The 19,302-nt window shown below is 68.6% G+C and carries 17 protein-coding genes; 9 read left to right on the top strand and 8 right to left on the bottom strand.

What is annotated here, in order from left to right; all coding sequences use genetic code 11:
- Positions 1-87 precede the first annotated feature (87 nt).
- The 7 genes from LQ564_RS22465 (at position 88) to LQ564_RS22435 (ending at position 6,555) form a co-directional block, all read left to right on the top strand.
- Positions 88-1,065, top strand: coding sequence for a tripartite tricarboxylate transporter substrate binding protein BugD (locus LQ564_RS22465; RefSeq protein WP_231060345.1), 978 nt, complete (start codon positions 88-90; stop codon positions 1,063-1,065).
- Between the two features lie 87 nt (positions 1,066-1,152).
- Positions 1,153-1,617 (top strand): tripartite tricarboxylate transporter TctB family protein, encoded by a 465-nt coding sequence (locus LQ564_RS22460; RefSeq protein WP_231060344.1) that lies wholly within the window; start codon positions 1,153-1,155, stop codon positions 1,615-1,617.
- Between the two features lie 6 nt (positions 1,618-1,623).
- On the top strand, positions 1,624-3,126 hold the full coding sequence (locus tag LQ564_RS22455) for a tripartite tricarboxylate transporter permease (protein WP_231060343.1): 1,503 nt from the start codon (positions 1,624-1,626) through the stop codon (positions 3,124-3,126).
- A 272-nt stretch (positions 3,127-3,398) separates the two neighbouring features.
- Positions 3,399-4,034 carry a response regulator gene (locus LQ564_RS22450; RefSeq protein ID WP_231060342.1) on the top strand — a complete coding sequence of 212 codons (636 nt, stop codon included), beginning with the start codon at positions 3,399-3,401 and terminating at the stop codon, positions 4,032-4,034.
- Positions 4,035-4,090: 56 nt separating this feature from the next.
- Positions 4,091-5,638 carry a sensor histidine kinase gene (locus tag LQ564_RS22445; RefSeq protein WP_231060341.1) on the top strand — a complete coding sequence of 516 codons (1,548 nt, stop codon included), beginning with the start codon at positions 4,091-4,093 and terminating at the stop codon, positions 5,636-5,638.
- Positions 5,635-6,003 carry a response regulator gene (locus LQ564_RS22440; protein WP_231060340.1) on the top strand — a complete coding sequence of 123 codons (369 nt, stop codon included), beginning with the start codon at positions 5,635-5,637 and terminating at the stop codon, positions 6,001-6,003. The genes LQ564_RS22445 and LQ564_RS22440 overlap by 4 nt, the downstream gene beginning before the upstream one ends.
- Before the next feature lie 300 nt (positions 6,004-6,303).
- Positions 6,304-6,555: a hypothetical protein gene (locus LQ564_RS22435; RefSeq protein ID WP_231060339.1), complete on the top strand. Its 252-nt coding sequence runs from the start codon at positions 6,304-6,306 to the stop codon at positions 6,553-6,555.
- A gap of 82 nt (positions 6,556-6,637) precedes the next feature.
- Here LQ564_RS22435 and LQ564_RS22430 read toward each other — a convergent pair whose 3' ends face one another.
- The 6 genes from LQ564_RS22430 to LQ564_RS22405 all read right to left on the bottom strand — a co-directional run bounded on the left by LQ564_RS22430 (position 6,638) and on the right by LQ564_RS22405 (position 16,102).
- Positions 6,638-8,983: a fimbria/pilus outer membrane usher protein gene (locus tag LQ564_RS22430; RefSeq protein ID WP_231060338.1), complete on the bottom strand. Its 2,346-nt coding sequence runs from the start codon at positions 8,981-8,983 to the stop codon at positions 6,638-6,640.
- A gap of 15 nt (positions 8,984-8,998) precedes the next feature.
- Entirely contained in the window at positions 8,999-9,745 is a 747-nt protein-coding gene (locus tag LQ564_RS22425; RefSeq protein ID WP_231060337.1) for a fimbrial biogenesis chaperone, read from the bottom strand.
- A gap of 11 nt (positions 9,746-9,756) precedes the next feature.
- Positions 9,757-10,278 (bottom strand): Csu type fimbrial protein, encoded by a 522-nt coding sequence (locus LQ564_RS22420; RefSeq protein ID WP_231060336.1) that lies wholly within the window; start codon positions 10,276-10,278, stop codon positions 9,757-9,759.
- A gap of 199 nt (positions 10,279-10,477) precedes the next feature.
- Positions 10,478-12,784, bottom strand: a complete 2,307-nt coding sequence (locus LQ564_RS22415; RefSeq protein ID WP_231060335.1) for a sensor histidine kinase — start codon at positions 12,782-12,784, stop codon at positions 10,478-10,480.
- 120 nt (positions 12,785-12,904) lie between these two features.
- The gene (locus tag LQ564_RS22410; protein WP_231060334.1) at positions 12,905-15,295 is read right to left on the bottom strand and encodes a DNA polymerase II; all 2,391 of its coding nucleotides are present in this window, start codon (positions 15,293-15,295) and stop codon (positions 12,905-12,907) included.
- A gap of 6 nt (positions 15,296-15,301) precedes the next feature.
- The gene (locus LQ564_RS22405; RefSeq protein WP_231060333.1) at positions 15,302-16,102 is read right to left on the bottom strand and encodes a ferritin-like domain-containing protein; all 801 of its coding nucleotides are present in this window, start codon (positions 16,100-16,102) and stop codon (positions 15,302-15,304) included.
- 62 nt (positions 16,103-16,164) lie between these two features.
- Here LQ564_RS22405 and LQ564_RS22400 point away from each other — a divergent pair, with 62 nt between their 5' ends.
- Together LQ564_RS22400 and LQ564_RS22395 are read left to right on the top strand one after the other, a co-directional pair.
- A complete protein-coding gene (locus LQ564_RS22400; protein WP_231060332.1) occupies positions 16,165-16,719 on the top strand; it encodes a cysteine hydrolase family protein in 555 nt (184 codons plus the stop codon).
- Positions 16,720-16,831: 112 nt separating this feature from the next.
- Positions 16,832-17,404, top strand: coding sequence for a hypothetical protein (locus LQ564_RS22395; protein WP_231060331.1), 573 nt, complete (start codon positions 16,832-16,834; stop codon positions 17,402-17,404).
- Positions 17,405-17,415: 11 nt separating this feature from the next.
- Here the strand turns inward: LQ564_RS22395 and LQ564_RS22390 are convergent, their stop codons facing one another.
- Both LQ564_RS22390 and LQ564_RS22385 read right to left on the bottom strand, forming a co-directional pair.
- Positions 17,416-18,207: a LytR/AlgR family response regulator transcription factor gene (locus tag LQ564_RS22390; protein ID WP_231060330.1), complete on the bottom strand. Its 792-nt coding sequence runs from the start codon at positions 18,205-18,207 to the stop codon at positions 17,416-17,418.
- Positions 18,204-19,277: a sensor histidine kinase gene (locus LQ564_RS22385; protein ID WP_231060329.1), complete on the bottom strand. Its 1,074-nt coding sequence runs from the start codon at positions 19,275-19,277 to the stop codon at positions 18,204-18,206. The genes LQ564_RS22390 and LQ564_RS22385 overlap by 4 nt, the downstream gene beginning before the upstream one ends.
- Between the last annotated feature and the right edge of the window lie 25 nt (positions 19,278-19,302).

Below are 19,302 nucleotides of genomic sequence, written 5' to 3'. Positions count from 1 at the left end.
AAGCCCTGCGTATGCACACGGTCCAGGTAGCGGCCGACATCGCCCCCTATTACAAAATCGTAGCCAACGAGTTAGAGGATGACACCGATGAAAACCACCTTCCTGCGCTCCGTCGCAGCCATTGCCCTGGCCTGCGCCGCGGTCGGCGCCCATGCCCAGAACTACCCGACGAAAACCATCACGATGATCGTGCCCTTCGCCGCCGGCGGACCGACCGACACCGTGGCGCGCCTGGTCGCCCAGTCGATGGGCACGACCCTGAAGCAGCAGATCATCGTGGAAAACGTCGGCGGCGCCGGCGGCACCATCGGCGCCGCGCGCGTGGCCAAGGCCGCGCCGGACGGCTACACCATCTTCCTGCACCACATCGGCCACTCGACCGCCCCGGCCCTGTACCGCAAGCTGAGCTACAACGCGATCGACAGCTTCGAGCCGATCGGCCTGGTCACCGACGTGCCGATGACCCTGATCGCGCGCGCCAACTTCCCGGCCAAGGACTTCAAGGAACTGCTCGCCTACGTCAAGGCGAACAAGGACAAGGTCACCTACGCCAACGCCGGCCTGGGCTCGGCCTCGCACCTGTGCGGCATGCTGTTCCAGACCGCGATCGGCGTCGACCTCACCACCGTCCCCTATAAAGGCACCGGCCCGGCGATGAACGACATGCTGGGCGGCCAGGTCGACATCATGTGCGACCAGACCACCAACACCACCAGCCAGATCAAGGGCGGCAAGGTCAAGGTCTACGGCGTCACCACCAAGACCCGCCTGGCCTCGATGCCGAACGTGCCGACCATGAACGAAGCCGGCCTGCCGGGCTTCGAAGTCGCCGTCTGGCACGGCATGTACGCGCCGAAGGGCACGCCGAAGCCGATCGTCGACCAGCTCTCGAACGCGCTGCGCACGGCGCTGAAGGACCCGACCGTCAAGCAGCGCTTCGCCGACCTCGGCACCGAACCGGTGGCGGACAACCGCGCCCGTCCGGAAGCCCTGCGCGCCCACGTGAAGGCGGAAATCGACCGCTGGGGTCCGATCATCACCAAGGCCGGCCAGTACGCCGACTGATCCTCCGCTCTTGCACAGCACGTCCGCTGCGCAGCGCCCTCGATGGCCTGCGCAGCGTTTTCACACACAGGTAACAAGGGGTTCGCAGTGACTTCCATCGTCCGCCATCCGAAGAATTTCTGGATCGGCATCATCTTCATGTTCTTCGGCCTGGCCGCCGTGTATCTCGGCTGGGAGCTCGAAATGGGCACCGCCGGCCGCATGGGCCCGGCCTACTTCCCGGTCGCCCTCGGCTGGCTGCTGGCGCTGGTCGGCCTGGTCGGCGTGGTCCGTTCCTTCATCGGCCACGGCGAAGGCGTCGGCCGCATCCACGTCAAGGACATCGCCATCATCCTCGGCGCCGTGCTGCTGTTCGGCTTCCTGATGCGCGGCGCCGGCCTGGCAGTCGCCGCCTTCGTGCTGATCATGCTGAGCGCCTGGGCCAGCCCGAAGTTCAAGCTGGTCCCGACCCTGCTGCTGGCGATCGGCCTGACCGCCTTCTCGGTCGGCCTGTTCGTCAAGCTGCTCAACCTGCCGATGCCGATCGTCGGCCCCTGGCTCACCGGAGGCTGACCCAGCATGGAAATCTTCGCCAACCTGGGACTGGGCCTGGAAACGGCCTTCACCCTGACTAACCTGTTCTACTGCCTGGTCGGCGTCTTCGTCGGCACGGCGGTGGGCGTGCTGCCGGGCCTGGGCCCGATCGCGACGATCGCGATGCTGCTGCCGGCCACCTTCGGCCTGCCGCCGATCTCGGCCCTCATCATGCTGGCCGGTATCTACTACGGCGCGCAGTACGGCGGCTCCACCACCGCGATCCTGGTCAACCTGCCGGGCGAATCCTCGTCCGTGGTGACGGCGCTGGACGGCTACAAGATGGCGCGCAACGGCCAGGCCGGCAAGGCGCTGGCCACCGCCGCCCTCGGCTCCTTCTTCGCCGGCACGGTCGCCACCGTGCTGCTGGCGCTGTTCGCGCCGCCGCTGGCCGACCTGGCGTTGAAGTTCGGCCCGGCCGAATACTTCTCGCTGATGGTGCTCGGGCTGGTAGCTTCGGTGGTGCTGGCCAGCGGCTCGCTGCTCAATGCCATCGGCATGGTGCTGCTGGGCCTGCTGCTCGGCCTGATCGGCACCGACGTCAACTCCGGCGCCCAGCGCTATACCTTCGACCTGCCGGAGCTGGCCGACGGGATCAACTTCGTGATCGTCGCGATGGGCATGTTCGGCATCGGCGAAATCATCCGCAATCTCGAGCACGACGAGGACCGCAGCCTCATGATGGGCAAGGTCAAGGGCCTGATGCTGAACAAGGAAGACTTCAAGCGCATCATCGCGCCGGTCCTGCGCGGCACCGCGCTCGGCTCGGCCCTCGGCATCCTGCCGGGTGGCGGCGCCATGCTGGCGTCGTTCGCCTCCTACTCGATCGAGAAGAAGGTCTCGCCCAATGCGAAGAACTTCGGCAAGGGCGCGATCGAAGGCGTGGCGGCGCCGGAAGCGGCGAACAACGCCGGCGCCCAGACCTCCTTCATCCCGATGCTGACCCTGGGTATTCCCTCCAACCCGGTGATGGCGCTGATGATCGGCGCGATGATCATCCAGGGCATCCAGCCGGGTCCGGCCGTGATGACCGAGCAGCCGGCCCTGTTCTGGGGCCTGATCGTGTCGATGTGGTTCGGTAACCTGTTCCTGGTGGTGCTGAATTTGCCGATGATCGGCCTGTGGATCAAGATGATCATGGTGCCCTACCACCGCCTGTTCCCGGCGATCCTGATGTTCTGCGCGATCGGCGTGTTCAGCCTGAACAACAACGAGTTCGACGTCTACCTGATGGCGCTGTTCGGCCTGTTCGGCTACATCTGCGCCAAGCTGGGCGCGGAACCGGCGCCGATGCTGCTCGGTTACATCATCGGCCCGATGATGGAAGAATACCTGCGCCGCGCGCTGCTGCTCTCGCACAGCGACCCGACGGTGTTCGTGACCCGCCCGATCAGCGCCGTGATGCTGGCGATGGCGGCTTTGGCCCTGATCGTCGTGCTGCTGCCTTCGCTGCGCAAGAAGCGCGAAGAAGCGTTCCAGGAAGAGTAATCGTCCTCCGGCGGCGTGGCCTGCGCCACGCCGTTGTAGGGTGGGCAAAGGATTGCCCACCCTACGAGGGTGTGAAAATTCCGCCATGGTGGCGTTGCGCCGTCTCGCCGTACAAGTGTACTGTCTTCGACGGCGCGCCTTGCCCTGGCGGTTTTTTCACACCCCCTACCAAACCCCTTCCGTGGCGAATTTGCCGACCGTTTATGGAGTTTCACTTATTTATTTCTGAATAGCACTTGACTCGAGCGGGTGAAACAGTAAAATCGATAAATATGAAACCTATCGATGACCAAGCCCTCGCCGACGCGCCCATTGACCCCAGCGCCTTCTGCTCCACGCGGCAGGCGGCCGACCTCATCGGGGTATCCCATCGCACCATCCAGCTCTGGGTCGAAAACGGCACCTTGCAGGCCTGGAAGACCGCCGGCGGGCACCGCCGCATCGTCATGGCGTCGATCCAGCGGGTGCTCGACCAGCGCCGCGCCGCGGTCGCGCCTCCGCCCGCCGCCGCGACGGCGGCGCCGGCCGGACGCCGGCGCGTGCTGATCGTCGACGACGAAGCGACCCTGCTGCGCCTGTACGAACTCGAAATGGCGAGCTGGGACCTCGACCTCGACGTGGTCAAGGCCGCCAACGGTTTCGAAGCCCTGATCCGCATCGGCGAGCAGCGCCCCGACATCCTGGTGAGCGACCTCTCGATGCCGGGGATGGACGGTTTCCGCATGATCCGCACCCTGCGCGCCGACCCCGCCTACGCCGACATGGCGATCATCGTCGTCAGCGGCCTGGACCGCGCGACCGTGCACACCATGGGCCTGCCGGAGGACGTGCCCTTCTTCCCCAAGCCGGCGCCGTTCGCCGAACTGCGGCGCGCGGTCGAAGGCGTCCTCGCGCCCGCCGCAGCCTGACAACCTTTCGCAGGCCGTCCGCTGTGACCTGCGCGACACCAAGCCCTTACACGATCATGTCGTCCACTCTCGATGAAGCGCGGCGCCTGCGGGTGCTGCTCGACCTGAACATCCTCGATACCGCTACCGAGGAACGCTTCGACCGCATCACCCGCATGGCCGCGCGCCTGTTTAACGTCCCGATGGCCTTCGTCAGCCTGGTCGACGCCAACCGCCTGTGGTTCAAGTCGCAGGTCGGCTTCCCCTTCAGCGAAACGCCGTCCGACAAATCCTTCTGCACCCACGCGATCCGCCAGGACGAGATGATGGTGGTGCAGGACGCGATGAGCGACCCGCGCTTCGCCGCTAGCCACTACGTGACCGGATTTCCCCAGGTGCGCTTCTATGCCGGCCTGCCGATCGCCCACAATGGCGCCTATATCGGCACCTTCTGCCTGATCGATTCGCTGCCGCGCGAATTCGGCGAGGCGGACCGCGTAATCCTGCGCGACCTCGCCGCCATGGTCGCCAACGAAGTCGCGGCCGGCGCCCTGGCCGAGGCGCAGGCGGCGCAGCGCCGCAGCGAAGCCTCGCTGCGCGCCCTGCTCGAGCACCTGCCCGACAGCGTGCTGCTGCTCGACGACGCCGGCGCCGTGGTGTCCTGCAATCCGGCCACCGAACGCCTGTTCGGGCGCGCCGCGGCGGAGCTGTCCGGCCAGCCGGCGGCCGCCCTGCTGGGGGTTGACGACAGCCGCCTGGCGCCGGCGCCCGGCACCCAGCTGCGTTTCGAAACACGGCTGGCCCGGCCCGGCGCGACGATCGATGTGGAAGTGGCGCTGAGCGCCGTCGAGATCGACGGCCTCCCGCACCGGGTCGCCAGCCTCCACGACGTCACCGCCCACCGGGCCGCGCTGGAAGCGGAGCGCGGCGCCGAACAGCGCCGCCTGGCCTACTTCCGCACCGCGACCCATGAGCTGCGCACGCCGATGGCCAGCATCCTCGGCTTTTCCGAACTCCTGACCAAGCGCGACTACGAGCGCGACATGGCGCGCGAGCTGCTCGACATCATCCACAAGCAATCGACGCGACTGCTGTCGCTGATCAACCAGATGCTCGACCTGGCGCGCCTAGAAGCCGGCGGTCCGGACGAGGCGATCCGCGCCGCCGTCAGCCCTGTCGCCCTGGCCACCGCCGCCATCGAAGAGACCGTGCCGGCAGCACGCAAGGGCGACGTCACCCTCGATTGCGGCAGCGCCGTTCCCTTCATCAGCGTGAACCCTGGCCGGATCCAGCAGGCGCTCGGCCATGTGCTCGACAACGCCGTGCACTATTCGACGCCCGGGACCCCGGTGGCGGTCGTCGTCGCGCCGGCGGCGCGCGACGGCCGGCGCGGCGTCGGCGTGACGGTCCGCGACCAGGGCATCGGCATGACGCCGGAGCAGCAGGCGCGCATGTTCGACGCCTTCTACCGCGCCGGCGAGCGCTCCGACGTCGAGGGCCATGGCCTGGGGCTGCGGTTGGTGAAGGAAATCCTGGACATCCACGGGGGCGCCGCCGACGTCATGTCGCAGCGCGGCGCAGGCGCCACCGTCACGCTCTGGCTGCCGGCCGGGGATGCGCTATGACGAAGCGCATCCTGGTGGTCGACGACCAGCCCGACCTGCGCCTCCTGATCCGCCTCAGCCTGCGCACGCTGGGCGAGGTGCGCCAGGCCGAATCGGCGGAACAGGCATTGGCCATGATGGCGGCCGATCCGCCCGACCTGGTGGTGCTCGACGTCTGGCTCGGTCACGGCCAGAGCGGCATCGACTTGTGCCGTATCCTGCGCCTCGATCCGCGCAACGACAAGCTCGGCATCATCCTGCTGTCGGCGAACGGCCAGCAGTCCGACATCGCGGCCGGCCTGGCGGCGGGGGCGGACGACTACATCGTCAAACCCTTCAGTCCCGAAGGCCTGGTGGCGGCGGCCAGCCGGTTGCTGGCGCGCTGACTGTCTCGAACGCGCAACTTCGTCCACTTTAGAGGCTGCCCTCTACGGTTTTTCTGCTTGAGACGTTTTGAAAAAAACGAAACCGGAATAGCACCACATCCTCATTTCCCTACCTCCCGCGCTGGTTGGAACGCCGGTTCACCGCCGCGGAACCGGCGAAACCGGCAATGCACTTGTCACCCCTACATGTTCCACGTATAAAAGCTGGAGCCGGCCTCGGTACGGCGCTTAGTTTATTTACGGCAACTATCTTGTATGATGTGTCATCGACGATCACATTAGACGGGAAAGGAGCGGGCAATGAAGAAATGGACGATGGCAGCCCTGCTGCTGGCAAGTACCGTCGGCGCGGCCCAGGCCGGCGGCTCCGCCAGCGCGACCATGGATGTCACCTTCGTGATCCGCACCTCCTGCATCGTGCAGGCCGACGGCAGCGCGCCCCAGGTCGACTGCTCCAAGGGCACCGGCTACCAGATCGTGCGGCCGGAAGCCGTCACCGCGGCCCCGTCGAGCGCCTCCCGCTCGGGCGACGCCTGGCAGATCGTTTTCTGACTCCCGCCGACAGCTCATGAATTCATAGGGTGGGACCGCCCACCCTACATTGTTTGCGCGTCCCAGACGCCTAATCACGGGTCTACTTCACCGGCAGGCAGCGCAGCGGGCCGATGGTCGGTATGTCGGCGCCGCCAATCGCATAGTCGAAGCCCGCCTCGCAGGTCCCGGCCGCCGTCTCCATCCGCAGGCGGGTGCGGCCGGATAATCCCTCCACGAACACCACGCCGTCGTAGCCGGCGATCGTCTCCGCCGCCTTGCCGTCCGCCCCCACCACGGCCACGCGCGTGCCGGGCGGCACCGGATTGCCATCGCGGTCGTGCAGGATCACCGTGGCGGCGCGGTAGCGCTCGACCGGGAAGCGCGCCTCCACGCCCGCCATCGCGCGCGGCACCACCTGCATGCTGGTGCTGCGCACCCGCACGTCGGCGGGCAGCGCGGCGGTGTCGATCGAGATCAGGTTGGCGGTATAGGGAATCAGGTTCGGCAGCAGGATGTGGCCGCCGCCGTCGGTGACGCCGATCGGCCGGTTCTCCTGCAACACCGGCACACCCGGCACGCCGGTCGAGACCAGCGCGAAGGCCGCGCCTACCTGGCGCGCCGGCAGCAGCGCGCCATCCATCGCCACCAGGGCGCCGGTGAAGCCGGCGCTGGCGGCCGTGGCGCCGGCGCCGCCGCCGGTGCGGCTGGCGCTGGCGTTGAACAGGCCGTGCGCGCCCAGGTACTGGAGCTGGGCCTGGCCGAAGCGCTCGCCGGCGTTGTCGCCCGACTGCAGGCCCCAGCCGAAGCCGCCGGCGAAATCCGGCGCGCGCGACAGGGTCGCGATCCGGCTGGTGGCGCCGTTCTGGCGCGCACTGCTGGCACTGCCCGACACCCGGGAACCCAAGGCGAAGCTGAACGACAGGTTCAGGCCGCGCGCGCGCGGCCGGTCGAGGTCGCGAAAGGCGTTCACGCTCAGGTAAACGCCCAGGCCGAGGGTGCGCGACCAGGCCACCGAGACCAGGCGCGCATCCTGGCCGTCGCCGCTGTCCGCGCCCTGGGCCAGCGCGTAGCGGATGTAGCTGGCGCTGACGCTGCCCAGCCAGGGCTGCGACCAGGCCAGGCTGGCGCGGTCCGAGGCGCGGTTCACCGGCTGGCGCTCCAGGCTCCCCAGATCGCCATAGCCCTTGCTGGCGCGCGTGCTCTGGACGTCGACGGCGACGCGTTGCGAGATGAACTGGTAGCCCAGCTGCACTTGCTGGCCGCGATAGCGCCCGGCGCTGCCTGACACCGACCCGGTCACCACGCCGAGCATCCCCAGGCGCGCCAGCGCCCCCACGCCGGCGGCGACCTGCGAGCGCCCGCCTTCGGCATGGGCCTCGATGGTGAATGCATCAATGACGCCGTGGCGCAGCGAGGCGCTGGCCACCGGCGACGAGCCATAGCGGAAGGATTCCAGACCGTAGTCGCGCCGCAGCACGCCGGCCGAGACGGCGAAGTCGGACAGGCCGCGCGCCATCAGGCGGGTGTCGACATACAGCGGCACCGAGCGTTCCACGGTGCGCCCGAGCGCGTCCTGGGTGACCAGCGTGGCCTGGCCGGCCCCGTTCAGGCCGGTGATGCCGTCGACCAGGAAGGGCCCGCCCGGCACCTCGCGCGCCATCTGCTGGACCCCGTTCACGTACAGGCTGACCTTGCTCGGCACCACGGCCGAACCGGCAATCGCCGCCACCGGATAGGTCAGCAGGTCGGGACGCAGGTCGAAGTTCTTGCGCCACTCGACGCCGGCCATGCGGTAGGAACGCGACCAGTTCAACGAGGGCGTGACGAAGTCGCCGAGCTGCAGGGTCGAGAGCGTCGCCGGGTCGGAACGGGTCCAGGAACTGTCGTAGCGCACGTAGCGGCGCCGGCCGCCCGCCAGCACCGCATTGCCGCTGGTGGCGACCACGCCGTGCCCGCCGAACCAGCGCAGCTCGTTCAGGGTCGACAGGCCGCGCTGTTCGCCGAAGCGCGCATACAGGTCGTAGTTGAGGACAAAGCCGGGGCTGACGCTGCCCGCCTCGGCGCGCCGTTCGCGCCGGGTGCGCAGCACCTGCGCGTCGCGCAGGCTGTCGTCCAGGCGCAGGTCGACGCTCTGGGCGGCGGCGTCGAAGGCGAAGCGCAGGCCGTCGACGGAACCAAGGTCGACGTCGCCGGTCTCCGGCAGCTTGAGGCGGGCGGTGTCCAGGCCCGCTTCGCGCAGCGCGGCGGCGTCGCTGGAGAGGCGTCCGTCGGCGTGGCGGCGGAACGGCAGCACCGCGCCGGTGGCGCGGCCGTCGATGCTGAGCTCGAGATAGAGCTCAACAGGCGCGTCGGGTGCGCCGGGCGCGGCCTGGGCGAACGCCGCCGCGACCGCCAGCGCCAGCACTGGCGCGGCCAGCCAGCGCCCGCTCCTTCCCCGTCCGGCCATGCCGCCGCAAGCGCCCTAGTCCAGGCGCGCGACCGCCTGGGCCGCCTGCGCGTTCACCGTGGTGTGCACCGATACGGCGCCGGCGCCGAACAGCACGGTGGCGCCGTCCGGCAGGCGCCAGCGGCGGGTGCGGCCCGGCAGCGCGTAGCCGAGCAGGCCTTTGCTGAGCTGGAATTCCTTGCCATTCTGGGTGCGCAGGGTGGTGGCGCCCAGCTGGGCGTGCAGCGCGCCGTCGTTGCGCGCTTCCAGGAACCAGGCGCCGTCCTGGCGCTTGATCGACCAGGCCAGTTGCGGCGCGGCCGCTTCGTCGGCCGGCGGCACGAACACCGGCACCGAGTACTGGAGCCGGATCGCCACGCCGCTGGCGGCGGCGTCGCCTTTCGGGATCTCGTCGATCAGGATGCGGTAGGTCTGTTCGCCGCGCGCCGGCGCCGGGTTGCGGCGCACCAGGCGCACGGTCTGCGTGCTGTTGGGGGCGACTTCCATGATCGGCGGGCTGGCCACGACGTCGGTGGCGGGCGCCAGCACGTCTTCGCCATCCTTCTGGTCCCACACGAACACCCGCACCTGGCCGTGCAGCGGCTGCTCGCCCAGGTTCTGCAGGGTCACGCCGGCCGCCGTCTGGCCGGCCCTGAAGCTGATCGAGACCGGCGAGATCTGCAGGTTGGCGGCACTCGCCGTGCCCATGGCGAGGCTGGCCAGCAGCAGGATCAGCAGTGCGGGGACGAGGGTGGCGGCAAGACGGCGGACGCGGTCGATCATCAGGTTCGGTATCAGAAGTAGACGGTGGCGGTGATGGTGGATTTGTAGGCGTCCGGGGCCGGGGTGTCCTGGACCGGGATCTCGCCGTAGACGGTGATGTTCTGGGCCTGGCCCGAGCCGGTGCCGCCGACGGTGTCGCTGCCCTGGGTATTGCCCCACAGGCCGCCGCCCGAGCTCTGGTACAGGTTGAACTTGACGGTGCCGGTGTTGGCGCCGGTGCCCGCCATGTAGCGCGTGGTGCCGCTCGAGCCGGCGCCGGTGCCCTGGTTCAGGCCGATGTTGTACGGGGTGGTGTTGGAGCAGGTCACCTTGATGTTCGCGGTGCCGGACACGGCCTGGGTCAGCAGGCCCTGGTTCTGGCCGAAATCGATGCCGGTCGCCGAGATGGTGCAGTCGGCGACGATGCGCATGGTCACGTCGAATGCCGCCGTCTTCGGGATGCCCGTGGTGTAGACGTTGGCGGCGCCGGCCATCGAAGGCAGCAGGGCTGCGGCGAGGATGGTGGTGACGAAGTGACGAGTACGCGATTTCATTGTTCAGCTCCTGTTATCGAAAAAGCGGCTGCATTGCCGTAACGCAATAATCGCACAAGTCAGCAAAATCAGTAAAGCGCTTTTATCGATATTTTCGATTTAACAGGAATTTTTGATGCCCAACCGCAACAAAATCGTCAATTCATGCATTCGGCATGGTGCGCACCGACGGATTTGCTGAATCCGGCTCTTCTCCGCTTCACGCGACCGTCAGTGTCGCCTGGGTCAGCGGCAGGTCGACGTGGAACACCGTGCCGCCGCCGAAGCGGTCCTCGAAGCCCAGTTGGCCGCCGTGCTCGACCACGATCTGGCGGCTGATCGCCAGGCCCAGGCCAGTGCTGGTCTTCTGGTTGGCGCCCGGATCTGCCTGGGCGAAGCGCTGGAAGATGCGGTCGCGGAAGGCCTCGGGAATGCCGGCGCCGCGGTCCGCCACGCTGATGCGCACCTGGTCGCCGCCGTTCTCGAGGTTCACGTCCACGCTGCTGCCGCGCGGCGCGAACTTGACCGCGTTCGACAGCAGGTTCAGCAAGACCTGGGTGATGCGATCGCGATCGACCTCGACCACCAGGCCTTCCAGCTCGGGCGACCAGTGCGGCGCCAGGGCGACCCCGGCGTCCGCGGCCTGGACCCGGATCGCGGCCAGCGCATCGAGCACCACCGGCAGGAAGCGTTCGGGGCGCGGCTGCACCGCCACCTTGCCGGAGGCGACCTTCTCGATGTCGAGCATGTCGCTCACCAGGCGCACCAGGCGCTCGCAGTGGCGGTGCGCGATGCCGACCAGTTCCTGGGCTTCGCTGTCGAGGTGGCCGGCGGCGCCCGACTGCAGCAGCGACAGCGAAGCGCGCATCGAGGTAAGCGGCGTGCGCAGCTCGTGCGAGACGGTCGCCACCAGTTCGTTCTTCATCTCGTCGACCCGCTTGCGCTGCGCGATGTCGCGCACGAACAGGCTGAAGAAGCCGCGCTCGCCCTGCCCCGCGCTGCCGATCGACAGTTCGACCGGCAGCTCGTTGCCGTGGCGGTCGACCAGGGTGCGCTCGATCCGTCCGCTGAGGTCGCGCGCGACCCCGGTGTTGCGGTAGTCCTGCAGGGCGCGCTCGAAGCCGGCCTGGAAGCGGCGCGGCAGCGCCAGCGCGCCCAGCGAGCGGCCCACCGCCTCGTCGCGGGTCCAGCCCAGCATCAGCTCGGCCTGGGAATTCCAGTCGGTGACGATGCCGCTGCGGTCCATGCCGATGAAAGCGTCCTGCGCACTTTCGACGATGGTCTGGATGCGCTGGGCGGTCTGCGCTACCCGTGCCAGTGCCCCGGCCAGTTCGCGGGTGCGCTCGTCGACCCGCTGTTCCAGGTTCTGGTTGAGCGATTCGAGCTGGCGGCTGCGCCGCAGCAGGTCGTCCAGCAGCGTGTTCAGCGCGCCCGACAGGCTCTGCACCTCGTCGTAGGAACGCCCGGTCGGCGTGATGGTGGCCGCCTCGCCCTGGCGGATGCGGTCGGCGTCCTGCTGCAGCTGCTTGATCGGCTGGGTGATCCAGTTGGCCACCAGGCCGCCCGCCAGCGAGAACAGGACCGCCAGGCTGACCCCGGTCCACAAGGCATACTGGCTCAGCTTGCGCACCGGCGCATAGGCGTTGACCGCCTCCTGGCGCAGCAGGACGGTCCAGCCCAGGCCCGGGTAGTCGGCGTAGCCGCGGGTCTGGCTGTAGCCGACCAGGTAATCCTTCCCGTCGGGCCAGGTCTCGAGGTGGTAGCCGACGCCCTTGTCGTTGCGCGCCTGCTCCAGGGCGCGCAGGTCGAGCTTCTCGCCCAGCAGTTCGGGCGGCCCGAGCAGCACGGTGCCGTCGCTGCTGGCGATCAGGGCCTGCACCTGGCGGCTGGCCTGGATCGGCAGGATCACCGAACGCTCGACGTCGCGCGCCCACTGCCAGGACAGGTGGGCGCCCAGCACCCCGGCCGGGCTGCCGCCGGCCCCGAGCACCGGGAAGGCGACGTCGACGAAGCGCAGCGGCTGGCCGTCGTCCGACGGCAGCAGCTTGGCCAGCTTGACCGCTTCGTGCACGTCGCCGATGTGGATATTCTTCAGCGCATTCGAGAACCACGGACGCTGCGCCACGTTGGCGCCTTCCAGCAGGCCGCGCGCCGCCGCATGCACGGTGCCGTCCAGGCCGGCGAAGCCGAGCCAGCTGTAGTAGCCATAGGTCTCGACCGCATCGTCGAGCATGCGGCGGCGCCGGTCCTTCTCCGCCACCGGGTCGAGTTCGGCCAGGCGCTTGGCGACCAGCCGGATCTCGCGGTAGCGTTCGTACATTCCGCGGTCGAGCTTGTCCGCGGTCTGCTGGGCCAGCTCACCGAGGCCGTTGCCGATGTTTTCCTTGAAATGTTCCGTCGCTTGCCGGTGCACCAGGGCCACCAGGACCACGGTGAGGATGATCGACAGGATCGATGAGGCCAGGGCCATGTAGCCGGACAGGCCGCTGGGCAGGAATCCCTTGAGCGAAGTCTTGATGGTGGTCATGGACGTGTAGTTTCTCTGCATCTTTTGGGGGAGAGTCTACACAAAGTTGCGCCGTTTCGGGCCGTGATTAATGCCAGAATTGATTCTTCGTGGCAACTTTCTCAACGGTATGTCGCAGAATTAAAACAGATCGCCCTGCGGACTTGTCAGCCGTGCAAAGCTGTCGCCGACAAAGGGCAGGATCGCGTCGGCGATCGGTTCGAGTTGTTTCGTCAAATAGTGCTCGTAGTCGATCGGCGCCCGCCGCATCTCCAGCGGTTCGGGCCCGGCGGTGCTCATCACGTAGCGGATCCAGCCGCCGCGGCGGAACTGGGGCGCGCGGCCCTGGGCCACGTGCCAGTCGTCCAGCATGCGCGCCGCGCGCGCGTGCGGCGGCACGTTGCGCTCATACTCCTCGAGCGGGCGGCGCAGGCGCTTCCGATAAATCAGCAGCTCGTCGTGCTCCCCGCGCAGGGTCGCCGCCACATAGTTGGCGACCCAGTCGGCGTAGGGTTCGCCCTTGAAGATTCGGTAATAGAGCTCCTGCTGGAAGCGCTGGGCCAGCGGCGACCAGTCGGTGCGCACCGTCTCCAGGCCTTTGTAGACCACGTCTTCGCCGCCGTCCGGCAGGCTCACCAGGCCGGCGTAGCGCTTCTTGCTGCCCTCGTCCGAGCCGCGCACGGTCGGCATCAGGAAGCGCCGGTAATGGGTGTCGAATTCCAGCTCGAGCGCGCTGTCGATGCCGTACTCCTCCCGCAGGTGCGTGCGCCACCAGCCGTTGACGTGCTCCACCAGGGCGCGGCCGATGGCCTGCGCCTCTTCCTCGCCGCGGGCGCGGCCGAGCCAGACGAAGGTGGAATCGGTGTCGCCGTAGATCACGCCGTAGCCCCGCTCCTCGATCAGGGCGCGGGTGCGGTGCATGATCTCGTGGCCGCGCATCGTGATCGACGAGGCCAGGCGCGGGTCGAAGAAGCGGCAGGCGGTGGTGCCCAGCACGCCGTAGAAGGCGTTCATGATGATCTTCAGCGCCTGCGACAGCGGCGCGTTCCTCTCGCGCTTGGCGGCTTCGCGTCCTTCCCAGACCTGGCGCACGATGCCGGGCAGGCAGTGGCGCGTGCGCGAGAAACGGCCGCCGCGAAAACCCGGGATGGTCTCGGCTTCGTCTTCCTCCAGCCCGGCGACCAGCCCGACCGGGTCGATCAGGAAGGTGCGGATGATCGAGGGGTACAGGCTCTTATAGTCCAGCACCACCACCGAATCGTAGAGCCCCGAGCGCGAATCCATCACGAAGCCGCCCGGGCTGTCGGCGGCCGGCACGTCGCCGATGTTCGGCGCCACGAACCCCTGGCGGTGCATCAGCGGCAGGTAGCGGTGCTCGAAGGCCGCCACCGAGCCGCCCATGCGGTCCAGCGCCAGCCCGGTGACGCTGGCGCGCTCGAGAAGAAAAGGAATCAAGCCGGTCTTCTCGAAGATGCGGGTGACGAGGACGCAATCCTTGAGGTTGTACCAGGCCAGGGCCGGCTTGTCCTCGGCGAACATGCGGTTGATCTCGTCCATCCGGCTGTAGGGATTGTCGATCGCCTTGCCCTCGCCCAGCAGGGTTTGCGACACCGACTCCAGGCTGAACGAGGGAAAGCTCCAGGTCGCCGAGCGCAACGCCTCGATCCCGTCGATCACCGGGCGGCCGGCGATGCAGACGAAGAAATGCTCGGAGCGGCCGTGGGCGCGCGTCTCGATGGCGCTGCCGTCGCGCCCCAGCATCAGCGGCCGGCCGCGCCGCTCGGCGGCCTGCACCAGCATGCGCAGGTCGAACTGGATCACGTTCCAGCCGATGATGGCGTCCGGGTCGTGGCGCGCGATCCACTCCTCGAAGCGGTCGAGCAGTTCGTTGCGCGAGGCGCAGTAGTCGAGATCGAAGTCCTCGGCACCGTCCGGCGGCGCGCCGCCGTTGGCTTCGCCCAGCATGTAGACCTGGCGCTGGCCGCAGCCTTCCAGGCCGATGCAATACAGCTCGCCGTGCTGGTTGGTTTCGATGTCGAGCGAGACCAGGCGCAGGCTTGGACGGTAGCCGCCGTCGGGGCGCAGCTGGGCGTCATGCAGCAGGTCAGCTCTTTCGTTATCCGGCCGACCACCATACAGCACCGGCGCGGTGACGAAGCGCTCCATCAGGTAGCGCTCGGTGGGCTTGACGTCGGCTTCGTAGACGTCGACGCCGGCTTCGCGCAGGCGCTTCTCGAAACGCAGCAGCTGGCGATAGTGGCGGCAGTACAGGCCGGCCACCGGGCGGTGGCGGAAGTCGGTGAGCGCCAGTTCGCGCAGCTCCCAGTCGACCCGGCCGCGGGTTTCCTGGCGCAGCAGCTGTGCGGCGGCCTCGCGCTGCTCCAGCGGGATGAAGGCCAGGGCCGGCTGGGGCGGCAGGCGCAGGCAGCGCGCGCCATTCTCGGTGGCGAGCCAGTACTCGACTTCGCAACCCGCATCCGTATCGCGCCAGTGACGCGTCAGCAGGAAGCCGCGTTCGGCGGTGTCATCCATGGCGATTCACGCGAAGCGGGCCAGCTCCGCCTCGCTGAAGCCGGCCTGGCGCCGCGCCTCGAGGTTGAACGGGCCTTTCAGGACCGGCGCCTTGTACTGCAACGTGAGGTCGGCATAGGTCCGGACCGGCTCGAGGCCGCGTTCCTCGCACAGCGCGAGATACCAGCGGTTGCCGATGTCGACGTGGCCGACTTCATCGACCAGCAGCACGTCCAGGATGTCGGCGGCGGCCTGGTCGCCCGCTTGCGCCAGCTTGGCGCGCAGCGGCGGGATCGCATCCAGGCCGCGCGCTTCGAGGGTGCGCGGCACCAGCGCCATGCGCGCCAGGATATCGCCCCTGGTTTTCTCGACCATCTCCCACAGGCTGTCGTGGCCGGGGAAGTCGCCATAGCGGTGGCCGAGCGTTTCGAGGTGGGCGCACAGCATAGTGAAGTGCAACGCCTCCTCGCTCGCCACCTTGAGCCAGTCGAGGTAATACTGCTCCGGCATGCCGGGAAAGCGCCACAGGGCGTCGAGCGCCAGGTTGATGGCGTTGAATTCGATGTGGGCCAGCGCGTGCACCAGCATGGCGCGGCCCTCGACGGTCGCCATCGAGCGGCGGCCGACCAGGCGCGGCGAGACCAGTTCCGGTCTGGCGGGGCGGCCGGGGATGCCAGCGGGCGCATCAAGGCTTGCGGCGGCATCGACCGTCCAGCCGCCGTCGCGGCGCGCGGCCGCGAGCGCCGCTACCAGCTCCGTCTTGCGGGCCGGGTCGGTTTCCAGCAGGGCGTGCAATGCGCATGCGCGAAGTTCCAGCGGGTGCGCCATGATCCGAATGAGAGCCAAAGGGCGTAGTGTACCATCGTCAATCTCACATTTCCTGGCGCGCCATGTCCCACGACTCCCCTGCCCTGATCCTCATCGACATGCAGCAATGCATGGCCAGCCCGGCTGCGGGCGAACGCAACAACCCGCGGGCCGAGGAGAACATCGCGCTGCTGCTCGCCGCCTGGCGCGAGCGCGGTGCGCCGGTCGTCCACGTGCGCCACGTCTCGCGCTCGCCAGGGTCCGGCTTCGCACCGGGACAGCCGGGAGCGGCGTTCCAGCCGGCCTTTGCGCCACGCGCGGACGAGCACGTGGTCGAGAAGAACGTACCGGACGCCTTCGTCAACTCCACCCTGGAACGCTGGCTGCGGGTGCGCGGCATCGCGCGCCTGGTCGTCGTCGGCGTCAGCACCAACATCTCGGTCGAATGCAGCGTGCGCAGCGCGGGCAACCTCGGTTTCGATGTGACGGCGGTCGAGGACGCGACCTTCACCTTTGCGCGCGCCGACCATGCGGGCGTGGCGCGCAGCGCGGACGAGGTCCATGCCATGTCGCTGGCAAACCTGGACGGCGAATACGCGGCGGTGGCCAACACGGCGCAGGTGCTTGCCGCGATCTAGGGCCGGCGCCGCGCATTTATCCGATGCGCATTGTGGCCGAACGGACAAGCTTGCTACTATCGATGCAGGGTTTTCACTTTCACTGCCTGGCTCACCGCAAAGGACCCATGCCATGCATCTCGCTGCTCGCCACCCCTCGCTGCGCACGCGCCTGCTGCTGACCCTGTGCGGCCTCGCCGCCGAACTGCTGCACCTCGGATGGGAGACCACGCATGGCGGCGTGCCTGCCCACCACCTGCTGAACGATCCGGCCATGCCCGCCATCTCCAACTGGTGGGGTGTGCTGGTGGTGCCGCTGCTGGTCTGGTTCGCGCTCGGACGCATCGAACGGCGCGGCGCGACCCTGGTGCAGGCCGGCAGCCGCGAGCGCTTCACGACGGTGGTCCGGCTGCACTTCGCGCTGTCGCTGGCCTGGGGCGGCGCACTGGCCCTCGCCTTCACAAGCGGGCACCCGGCGGTCAGCTTCCTCTTCCTCGGCGCCTTCGTGATCGCGCCGCTGGTGCACGGCTACCGCGCCGAGTACCTGCTGGGCTTCGTGCTGGGCATGACGTCCACTTTCGGTGCGGTGCTGCCGCTGCTGGCGGGCAGCGTGATCGCCCTGTTTGCATGGGGCACGCGCCTGACGATCGGCGCGCTGGCGAGGATGGCGCGCGGCGGGCGGGCACGCGGAGCGGGCCTGCCTTAGCATGGTGTGCATCACATCTGCCGGAACAGGTGGGCATACACCGGACTGACGCGCGGCTTCTCCGGGCGGCTGCGCAAATTCAGTTGCAGCTTGCCGACCGAATCGCGCACGGCGCTGGTCACACAGGCCAGGTTCACCACGGTGCTGCGATTGATCTGCCGGAACAGCTTCGGGTCGAGCTGCGGCAGCAGTTCGCGCAGGGGCACACGGATCAGGACGTCGCTGTCGGCGGTCGCCACGCAGACATACTTGTCGGCCGCCTGGAAGTAGACCACCTCGTCCGCCGGGATCATGCGCACCACATTGCCGACGGCCGCGCGCACGAAGTCGAGGCGCGCGGCGGCGGGCGGTGCGTCGTTCGGCAGCAGGGCCTGCAGGCGCTCGACCAGCTGGTCGAGCGGATCGCTTCCCTCGCGCCGCCCCGCCAGCAAGCCCTGCAAGCGCTCCACGGTGCGCGCCAGCCGCGTCTCGTTCACCGGTTTCAGGACGTAATCGGCAGCGGCCTGCTCGAAGGCCTGCACCGCGTAATCATCGTAGGCGGTCACGAACACCACATGCGGAAACGGCGCCGGTCCATCCCAGCGTTCGAGCAGTTCCTCGGCCGCCTCGATGCCGGTCTGCCCCGGCATGCGGATGTCGAAGGACAGCACGTCGGGACGCAGGTCCAGCGCCTGTTCGACCGCCGCCACGCCGTTCGCAGCGGTGGCGAGGATCTCCAGTTCCGGCCACAGCTTCTGCAGAATGCGCGCGAGGGTCGCGGCGAGGATCGGTTCGTCTTCGGCAATCAGGGCGCGGGGCTTCATGCGGTCTCCAGGGGAAGGGTCAAAATGGCCAGGGCGCCCTGCGGCTCGCCCGGCGTGAGGTCGAGCGCGGCCCGCTGTCCGTACAGGACGCGCAGGCGCTCGCGGGTCGTGTCCATGCCGATGCCGCCACCCTTGGCTCGCTGCGCGGCTGCGGCGCGGGGGCCGATGCCGGTGTCGCGCACCCGGATCTCCAGCAGGCCGCCGTGCGCCGAAGCCGACAGCACGACTTCGCCGCCGTCGATCGCCGGCTCCAGGCCGTGCACAATGGCGTTCTCCACCAGCGGCTGCAGCAGCATCGGCGGCAGGCGCGCAGCGCGCAGGGATGGCGGGAGTGCGAGCCGGTAGGCCAGGCGCGCACCCATGCGCACCTGCATCAGTCCGAGATACGCTTCCATGGCCGCGAACTCCTCGCCCAGGGTGGTGCTGTCGGCGCGGCTCGCGCCCAGGGTCGCGCGCAGGAACTGGATCAATTGGTCGAGCATGGTGTCGGCGCGCGCCGGGTCGAGTGCGATCAGGCCCTGCAGGTTGGCCAGGGTATTGAACAGCATGTGCGGTTCGATCTGCGCCTGCAGCAGTCGCAGGCGGGCCTGCAGCGCCTGGCGCTCGATGGTCTCGGCGCGCAGGCGGGCGTCGGCGTGCTCCTGCCGGATGCGCGCCAGGCGCTCGCGGTGCTCGGCCAGCATGGTCATGACGACCAGGCCGATCAGCGTGAACACGATCATGCTCACCCGTCCCGTGTTCGCGTACTCGGACAGCGGCGGCAGGCTCTCCCCCAGCAGCAGCGCGCCGGCATGCAGGCCGGTGAAATGCGCCAGCGGGGCGACCACCACCGTCAGGGCAAGGAGGGCCGCCCAGCGCAGGCGGTTCGCCGGCAGCGACGCGGCCCAGCGCAGCCGCACGGTGTCGACCACGGCGAAGCCGCCCAGGCCGATGCACAGCGAGTACACCAGCTGCGCGAACAGCGTCTCCGGCTTGGCCACCGTCAGCACGATGACGACGGCGGCCACGGCGCTGACGAGGGCGGCCAGTCCGAGGTCGCGCAGGAGGCGGGGAGCGATGCGGGCTGTCATGTGGCGCTGTGATCCTTATGTCAAG

The sequence above is a fragment of the Massilia phyllostachyos genome, from assembly GCF_021044825.1.
In the GTDB taxonomy this organism is placed as follows: domain Bacteria; phylum Pseudomonadota; class Gammaproteobacteria; order Burkholderiales; family Burkholderiaceae_D; genus Telluria; species Telluria phyllostachyos.
The sequence above is the reverse complement of the archived record's forward strand: the minus strand, read 5'-3'. Positions and strand labels throughout refer to the sequence as shown.

What these genes read in the sequence shown, in the direction of transcription:
- LQ564_RS22465 (WP_231060345.1), top strand. Translation starts at nt 88, where the DNA reads ATGAAAACCACCTTCCTGCGCTCCGTCGCAGCCATTGCCCTGGCCTGC.
- LQ564_RS22455 (WP_231060343.1), top strand. Translation starts at nt 1,624, where the DNA reads ATGGAAATCTTCGCCAACCTGGGACTGGGCCTGGAAACGGCCTTCACC.
- LQ564_RS22450 (WP_231060342.1), top strand. Translation starts at nt 3,399, where the DNA reads ATGAAACCTATCGATGACCAAGCCCTCGCCGACGCGCCCATTGACCCC.
- LQ564_RS22445 (WP_231060341.1), top strand. Translation starts at nt 4,091, where the DNA reads ATGTCGTCCACTCTCGATGAAGCGCGGCGCCTGCGGGTGCTGCTCGAC.
- LQ564_RS22440 (WP_231060340.1), top strand. Translation starts at nt 5,635, where the DNA reads ATGACGAAGCGCATCCTGGTGGTCGACGACCAGCCCGACCTGCGCCTC.
- LQ564_RS22435 (WP_231060339.1), top strand. Translation starts at nt 6,304, where the DNA reads ATGAAGAAATGGACGATGGCAGCCCTGCTGCTGGCAAGTACCGTCGGC.
- LQ564_RS22430 (WP_231060338.1), bottom strand. Translation starts at nt 8,983, where the DNA reads ATGGCCGGACGGGGAAGGAGCGGGCGCTGGCTGGCCGCGCCAGTGCTG.
- LQ564_RS22425 (WP_231060337.1), bottom strand. Translation starts at nt 9,745, where the DNA reads ATGATCGACCGCGTCCGCCGTCTTGCCGCCACCCTCGTCCCCGCACTG.
- LQ564_RS22420 (WP_231060336.1), bottom strand. Translation starts at nt 10,278, where the DNA reads ATGAAATCGCGTACTCGTCACTTCGTCACCACCATCCTCGCCGCAGCC.
- LQ564_RS22415 (WP_231060335.1), bottom strand. Translation starts at nt 12,784, where the DNA reads ATGACCACCATCAAGACTTCGCTCAAGGGATTCCTGCCCAGCGGCCTG.
- LQ564_RS22410 (WP_231060334.1), bottom strand. Translation starts at nt 15,295, where the DNA reads ATGGATGACACCGCCGAACGCGGCTTCCTGCTGACGCGTCACTGGCGC.
- LQ564_RS22405 (WP_231060333.1), bottom strand. Translation starts at nt 16,102, where the DNA reads ATGGCGCACCCGCTGGAACTTCGCGCATGCGCATTGCACGCCCTGCTG.
- LQ564_RS22400 (WP_231060332.1), top strand. Translation starts at nt 16,165, where the DNA reads ATGTCCCACGACTCCCCTGCCCTGATCCTCATCGACATGCAGCAATGC.
- LQ564_RS22395 (WP_231060331.1), top strand. Translation starts at nt 16,832, where the DNA reads ATGCATCTCGCTGCTCGCCACCCCTCGCTGCGCACGCGCCTGCTGCTG.
- LQ564_RS22390 (WP_231060330.1), bottom strand. Translation starts at nt 18,207, where the DNA reads ATGAAGCCCCGCGCCCTGATTGCCGAAGACGAACCGATCCTCGCCGCG.
- LQ564_RS22385 (WP_231060329.1), bottom strand. Translation starts at nt 19,277, where the DNA reads ATGACAGCCCGCATCGCTCCCCGCCTCCTGCGCGACCTCGGACTGGCC.